This is a genomic window from Massilia paldalensis, assembly GCF_044901715.1.
Classification (GTDB): domain Bacteria; phylum Pseudomonadota; class Gammaproteobacteria; order Burkholderiales; family Burkholderiaceae_D; genus Telluria; species Telluria paldalensis.
The window spans coordinates 62,847-69,380 of the sequence record NZ_JBJCIU010000010.1 but is presented as its reverse complement, the minus strand read 5'-3'; the positions used below and the strand labels follow the sequence as shown (position 1 = coordinate 69,380).

Sequence of the window (6,534 nt, the reverse complement as noted above, 5' to 3'; positions counted from 1 at the left end):
GTCCACGATCAGTCACTTGCTTGACCGCCGCGACCTTGAATTCTTCCGTGTACCGCTTTCCACTCATGTTGACTCCTTTTGCCTAGAATTATGACTCAGGAGTATCTAGCGTAGTGGTGGCGATTCATTCAGCGCCGACACGACCGGTATCAGCTCCGGCGGATGGCCTTCGCTGGGCAGCGCCTGCAAGGCATTGGGGGAGCGCCCGGCCACAAGCGTGGCCAGTCGCCGGAGTGGCGACAGCGCACGGCCCACGACCACCCACATCAGCAACGCCAGCACCGGGATCATGATCAGGAAAGGCGACAGCGAACGCAGCGCCACACCGGCGGCAAGTTCCTCGCGAGCGGAAATGGCCTGCGCCGCCTGCACCCTGTCGTTCCCGCGACGCGCCAGATACACGCGCCAATGCTCGCCCTGAACCGCAACGTCGCCATAGCCGGGTGCCGGTGCGGCAGGAAGGGGACGCGGTGTCGACGCATAGACCAGACGGCCTGCCGGGTCCCATACCTAGATGGCGACCACCTCCTCGGGGTCGCCGTGCATTGTCGCCGCGGCAACGCTGGTACCGCGTATCGGTACCGTGATCGCGAGCGTCCGCAGCTCGTAATCGAACAGTTCGTTGGCTTCTTCCAGCAGTTTCCGGTACATGCATGCGCCGGCCAGCAGCGTGCACAGCAGGGTAACGCCGAGTAAGCCCAACAATAACTGGCGACGCAGTGTCATGATCCGACAAACGCTGCAAATGTCATGAAATGTTGGAGCGTTGTACAACCGCGAGCGTATCCGGTTGCGTCGCTTCCGCTGCGCGCACGAGGTCGAGTGTTTCCTGTCCGGTATATGCCATTGTCGTGTTCACGCTACTATGGCCGAGCAGGGCAGCCACGCTGCGGATATCCTGGCCTTTCAGAAGGGTTACCGTTGCAAACGTGTGGCGCAGCCAGTGAGATGACGCGTCACACAGCCGCGACGCGCCGTCGTAGTCGCCGTGGTCCTCCAGGTAAGATGCGGCGTCCTCGAGCCGCTTGGTTACGATCTTGTGCAGTCCCTGCCTTGTACTGACGCTTCCCCACGCGCCAAACAGGCGTTTGTCGGCCGTGCGCCGGATCGTGCCGGCGGACAGTTCTACCTTGCGAGTGCGGGGAGACAGTAACAGAGGGGTTGCCTCGCCATGCGCCGGGTAGGCCGGCAGTCCAAAGCCCATGCGGTACATGACGAGTGCGTCCATCAGCACTTTCGTCACCGGCACCGTACGGGCCTTGCCGCCTTTGGCGTTGTCGGCCACGACGTCCAGTACCCAATACGTTTTTCTCGCCTTCGGGTCGGCAAACTGTTTAAAGGCGCCCATCCTGGCGCCGACCAGCTCGGATGCGCGCAAGCCCGATTCGCGCAGGCACACCAGGATGAACCGGTCGCGCAGGTAGCCACGCCGGTCTTTTAAACCTTCACGATCCTGGTCGTCCATTACCTGCAGCACGGTGTCATACAGGTCCAGGTTGATTGCGCGGGACACGTTCAATTCGCGCGAAGCCGGCGCCCTGGTCAAGGCCATCGGGTTCAGCCGGATATATCCGGTGGCGTGGAGTGCACCGAACATGGCGCGCGTAAAACGCATGATGTCGCTCTGGCTGCTGGGAGAGGGCGGCACACGGAAAGGCGTATAGTCCGCGCTTCCAGGATCTCCCATCGACAGTGCAAACTCCGGCAAATCCGCCAGAAATTCGCGGAACGCTTCAACATCCTGCATGCTCCATGCGGACGGCGTGCGCCCGATGACGCGCTCGCAGAACCAGCGCAATTTAGCCAGATGAAACCGGTACGTGTCGACCGTCGCGGTCGAGCGATTACGGCTGTTGCTTTTCACCGTCTTGAGCCAGACTTCGATGGCTTGCCAGTCGTCGGCCACGTTGCCCAGCGTGTGGGACGGCCGGTCCAGGACATCCAATGCGCCCGCGGCAGCGGCCGTGACAGCCAGATCGTTCATTTTGTCTCCATGCGAAGATCGGCCGGGATGACACCGCCGCGCTGGTAGGCCATCTGGCGGAACAGTTCCGTCATCTTCTCGTTCGTCTTCAATAAATTCTCCACGTGGATACGGCGATCACGTTCCGCCCGCGTCTCGCCGCGCACGTCGTCGATGGAGCGCATCGCGAATTTTCGGATCTCGTTCAGTTCAGCCGCAATCCGGTTCAGGGCGAGCGTATGGGCTTCATCTCGTGCCCGCGCGGCACCTTCGGCGGCATCGAGCTGCGCCTGGCAGCGTGCGGCGTTTTCCTGCGCAAAGTGCAGCTCGGCGGCAAGGTGCGCAGCCTGGGCGCGCGTGTCGGCCAGGGCGCGTTCGGAGGCGGCAAGACGGGCGCTCAGGTCGGCGATGTGGGCCTGCGCCATCTGCTGTTCGCCGGCCCAGCGATCGCCGGCCGAGACGAGGTGACGGCTCAAGGCGTCCTCGACGGCTTTGCAGACGAGGACTGCCACGTCGCCGGCGCCCGCCGGCGGCAGCTCGTGGGCCGGCACCGGTCCACCGGACGCTCGGATTGATGGCGCGGCCGCGGGCGAAGCGGCGTTCGCCAGCTCCTGCTCGACAAATTCTTTCTCGATGGACAGCGTCGTCGTCGACGGCCGCCGCTCTGGCGCGTAGACATTCAAGAGGCGTCGGTAAATGGCTGGACTGAAGGTCCGGCCTGTCGCCTGGTGGACGGCGCGGATGAAATCGCGGATGAAGGGGCGGTTCGACTGCGTGTCGACCGGGTGGCGCTCGGCGATCGGACGCAGTGCAATGAGCAGCCTGGCGGCCTGGTCGTCGGTCAGGGTAAACGGTTGTCGGCTCAAGGGGGAGGTCCTGGTCGTCCAATGAAGTAAATCTGAGACTCGTGTTACCGTTCCTCTGATCTATGAACGCAGCTTTTAAACCGATGGGCTAGTTCCACTTTTGCTTCATAACTCAATGAAGTAAAAGTGGAACTCCTCGACGGTAAGTCACTTGATACCTGTCCGACGCTCCACCTGCAGAGACGGCACCGTTTGCGCTAATTCGCCCTACTAAATCGGTTTCAACGCCTTCTATGATAGCGAATCAAGGCGGCGTATGAGCGCATGCGTTGCAAGTCTTATGACCTACACCTGAGCGGCCTTCTAGACAGTTACCGCTGAAGCACTGCCTCCCCCGGCGAGCCGTACGCCATCGAAGAGACTGTTCATAACAAAAGAGCGAATCCTCAGCGCGCTAGCGGTGTCGTGCCTGCCCGTCTCAATGAGCGCAATACTATCCGAACTAGTTAGGCCAAGCTGACGTTATCCCGAACTTCAAAGTTGATAAAACCGATATTTCATACGTTTCACCGCGTATCGAAACGCCTACTCAGGACCGTCTTCCTTTCCTTTCAGCTCCCGAAGCACAACACCATGCTTTGATAGCGAAAAGGATTTGTTAAACCAATCTTCTCCATATCTCACAAAATCCCTGTTGGTACATAGTTACTGTTGTGGCATCATTATCGTTAGTGTCTTTTGCCTATTGTTTGCGAAATCACCCAACAACTCATTTGAGGATCGATGGTATGCCGTTCAGCAAGGAAATGTACGAAGAAAATAAGGTGTACAAAAGTTGGATTGATAATCCTTTCCGGTTTGTAGACGCAAGTAATAGCGATAATGAAGTCGGCCTGCGTAAGCCACAGCTAGCTGCGCTTTACATAGCATTAGGACATTTAGCATCCGCCCCGACGGAGCCAGCTACGGTTGTTATGCCAACCGGGACAGGAAAGACCGATACCATTTTTTCTTTAATAATAGCTGGTGCATTTCCAAGAACGTTAATTCTCGTTCCATCAGACGCTCTACGAGAGCAAACAGCCGAAAAATTTCTCGAACTGAGAAACCTTAGGCACATGCAAGCCATTAGTCCATCGGTTATCGCTCCAAACATTCGGAAAGTAAGCTCAAGGCTCGATGGAAAAGATATGGTGGGCCTCCATGCCGCCAATGTCATTATTGCCACGCCGCAGGCACTGCAGCAGTTCTCAGACGACGACCTGCAGCAGCTTGCATCGATTTGCACCCATCTTGTCGTTGACGAAGCACATCACGTAGCGGCAACCACATGGAATAGGGTGCGTCAAGTATTCGAAAAAGGGCCCTGCATCCAGTTCACAGCGACTCCATTTCGCGAGGATAAGGAAAGTCTAGGTGGACGAATTATCTACAACTACCCACTTAAAGACGCTCAATTAGACGGATATTTTCAACAAATTGAATTCCATCCAATCCGCGAGTATCAGCCTAGTCAGAGCGACAGAGCCATTGCAAGAAAAGCAGTCGAACTACTGAGGCAAGACCTGGCCGATGGACGAGATCATCTAATGATGGTGCGTGCCAATTCGCAGATAAAGGCGGAAAAACTTTTTGAAATTTATAGTCAGTACGCTGATCTTAAACCGGTCCTCGTTCATAGCAAAGTCAAGGGAGCATCCAAGATACTTGAGGATATAAAAGGAAAAAAGTATAAGATAATTGTTTGCGTTGACATGCTCGGTGAAGGATTCGATTTGCCGGAGCTTAAAATTGCCGCCATACACGATCAACATCGTACACCTGCTATTACACTCCAATTTATTGGCAGAATGACCAGAGCCAACAAAAATCTGGGCGCAGCGAAATTTGTAGCCAATATCGCAAATCAGAAAATGGATACTCAAATTGCCGCTCTCTACGAAGAAAGCGCCGATTGGTGGGCGGTCATTCGCGAGGTTAGCTCACAAAAGATACAACGTGAGATCGACCGTGAGGAACTAGTTGCCCAGTTTGAGGGGGACGAATACGGCGAAAAGATTCTTGCACTAAATCCACAGCCTAAGGTAAGCGCTGTTGCTTTCCATGTAAGGGAGCTGGACTGGCATCCTGAGAACGCGAAGGATTTCTCATCGTCGCGTGAGCAGCTACGGTTTGTCTCCGTAAACGAGTCAAACGATTTAGTAATGTTAGTGACCAGGGCTGAGATTCCAGTAGCTTGGGCTGACACGTCCGAAATTAACAACGTCGCTTGGTTTCTATACATGGCTTACTATGTTAGACAGGACAAAACTGTGTTTGTTAATTGCTCCGGAGACGAAAGACAGCTTTCAGATTTCGTGAAGCTTATCGCCTCAAATTCAAAACGGATTTCTGGTGAACCTACTTTTAGGGTCTTGCACGATGTTAACTTTATTAAATTGCAGAATGTTGGCCTGTCTCGCGCTCATCAAGACGTCCGCTTTACGATGCATGTTGGACGCGACATCAATGCAGTTATGAACGCACTAGAAAACGGTACTGCAGTGAAATCAAACATTTTCGCCACAGGGTTTGAATCTGGCATGAAAACTAGCGCCGGCTGCTCACACAAAGGCAAACTTTGGGAGATGAACACTGATTCTATCGATTACTGGGTTCGCTGGTGTGAGCGAACTTCGTCTAAAATTAATAACCAGAACATCGATGTCAAGGATATTCTTGACAATGTAATGCTTGCTGAGAAAATATCTGAAAAATGGCCAAAAGGACTCTTCTACGCTGATTGGCCAGAAGAGATGCTTATCGAAAATGAAATAAAGACGTATATTACCATTGGTGGAGCCAGCTATAGTCTGTTGAATTTGTCGCTTGGTGAACCCGTTATTAAGTCTGATACGCTAATCGAGATAGCAGTACTATTAGACGGTGACGCTCCCAATTCTGAACGACGAGAATTGTTTAAGATCGGAATTAGCCTCTTAGATGATGGATTTTTCACATCCTGTAGTGACGCTGAAATTTCTGTGCGTGGCGGAACGAAATTATCTGAATATCTAAACGAGAACCCGATCAGAATTCTGAAAGAAGACGGTTCCTTTTTGCGAGGTAATTATCGGTATTATTCTAGATCCACTTTAAACGTCAAGATCCCTCGTGCACTGTTGACTATTTGGGATTGGGGCAATACGAAAATTCAAAAAGAATCGATGGGGAAAGACAAGGACATGAATACAGTCCAAGGCTTTACCTATTCAAAAATCGCGGACAAATATCAGATCATCTTTAACGATGACGGATCTGGGGAAATTGCCGATCTCGTCGGAATTAATGAAAAAGATGGGATAATTTACGTGGATTTTTACCATTGCAAATATTGCCCGTCTAAAGATGGCCAAGCCAAGCCAGGGAGTAGGGTAACAGATACCTACGAAGTCAGCGGGCAGACTTCCCGATCGGTCAAGTGGCTGCATTCCGCCCAGTCTCTGTTCTCTCAACTTATTGATAGATACGGTAAAGCAAAGGACTCTGGTTTTGACAGGATACTCAAGGGCGATATTTCTCAGATTGACTTGTTACGTCACAAATCTCGTGATCAGCAGATGAAAATAGGTTTTAACATCGTCCAGCCCGCGATCTCGTATGACGTTATTTCCGATGAGCAGTTGACAGTGCTTGGAACGACGTACACGTACATTAAGGGGATTTCGGGAACTGATCTCAAAGTGATCATTAGCAAGTAACAACGCGACTCGGACCACTGGCCCT

General features: G+C 53.2%; 5 protein-coding genes. 1 reads left to right on the top strand and 4 read right to left on the bottom strand.

Features of this window, described 5'->3' with window-relative positions; translation table 11 throughout:
* Positions 1–105: 105 nt before the first annotated feature.
* The 4 genes from ACI1V7_RS26930 to ACI1V7_RS26915 form a co-directional block, all read right to left on the bottom strand.
* Positions 106–402, bottom strand: a complete 297-nt coding sequence (locus ACI1V7_RS26930) for a hypothetical protein (protein WP_404535432.1) — start codon at positions 400–402, stop codon at positions 106–108.
* A gap of 108 nt (positions 403–510) precedes the next feature.
* Complete coding sequence (locus tag ACI1V7_RS26925) at positions 511–726, bottom strand: hypothetical protein (protein ID WP_404535430.1); 216 nt, start codon at positions 724–726, stop codon at positions 511–513.
* Between the two features lie 22 nt (positions 727–748).
* Positions 749–1,984 carry a tyrosine-type recombinase/integrase gene (locus tag ACI1V7_RS26920; RefSeq protein WP_404535428.1) on the bottom strand — a complete coding sequence of 412 codons (1,236 nt, stop codon included), beginning with the start codon at positions 1,982–1,984 and terminating at the stop codon, positions 749–751.
* Positions 1,981–2,829 carry a hypothetical protein gene (locus tag ACI1V7_RS26915; protein WP_404535425.1) on the bottom strand — a complete coding sequence of 283 codons (849 nt, stop codon included), beginning with the start codon at positions 2,827–2,829 and terminating at the stop codon, positions 1,981–1,983. Before ACI1V7_RS26915 ends, ACI1V7_RS26920 begins: the two co-directional genes overlap by 4 nt.
* 728 nt (positions 2,830–3,557) lie before the next feature.
* Between ACI1V7_RS26915 and ACI1V7_RS26910 the strand changes: the two genes are divergently transcribed.
* The gene (locus ACI1V7_RS26910) at positions 3,558–6,509 is read left to right on the top strand and encodes a DEAD/DEAH box helicase (RefSeq protein ID WP_404535423.1); all 2,952 of its coding nucleotides are present in this window, start codon (positions 3,558–3,560) and stop codon (positions 6,507–6,509) included.
* Positions 6,510–6,534: the final 25 nt, after the last annotated feature.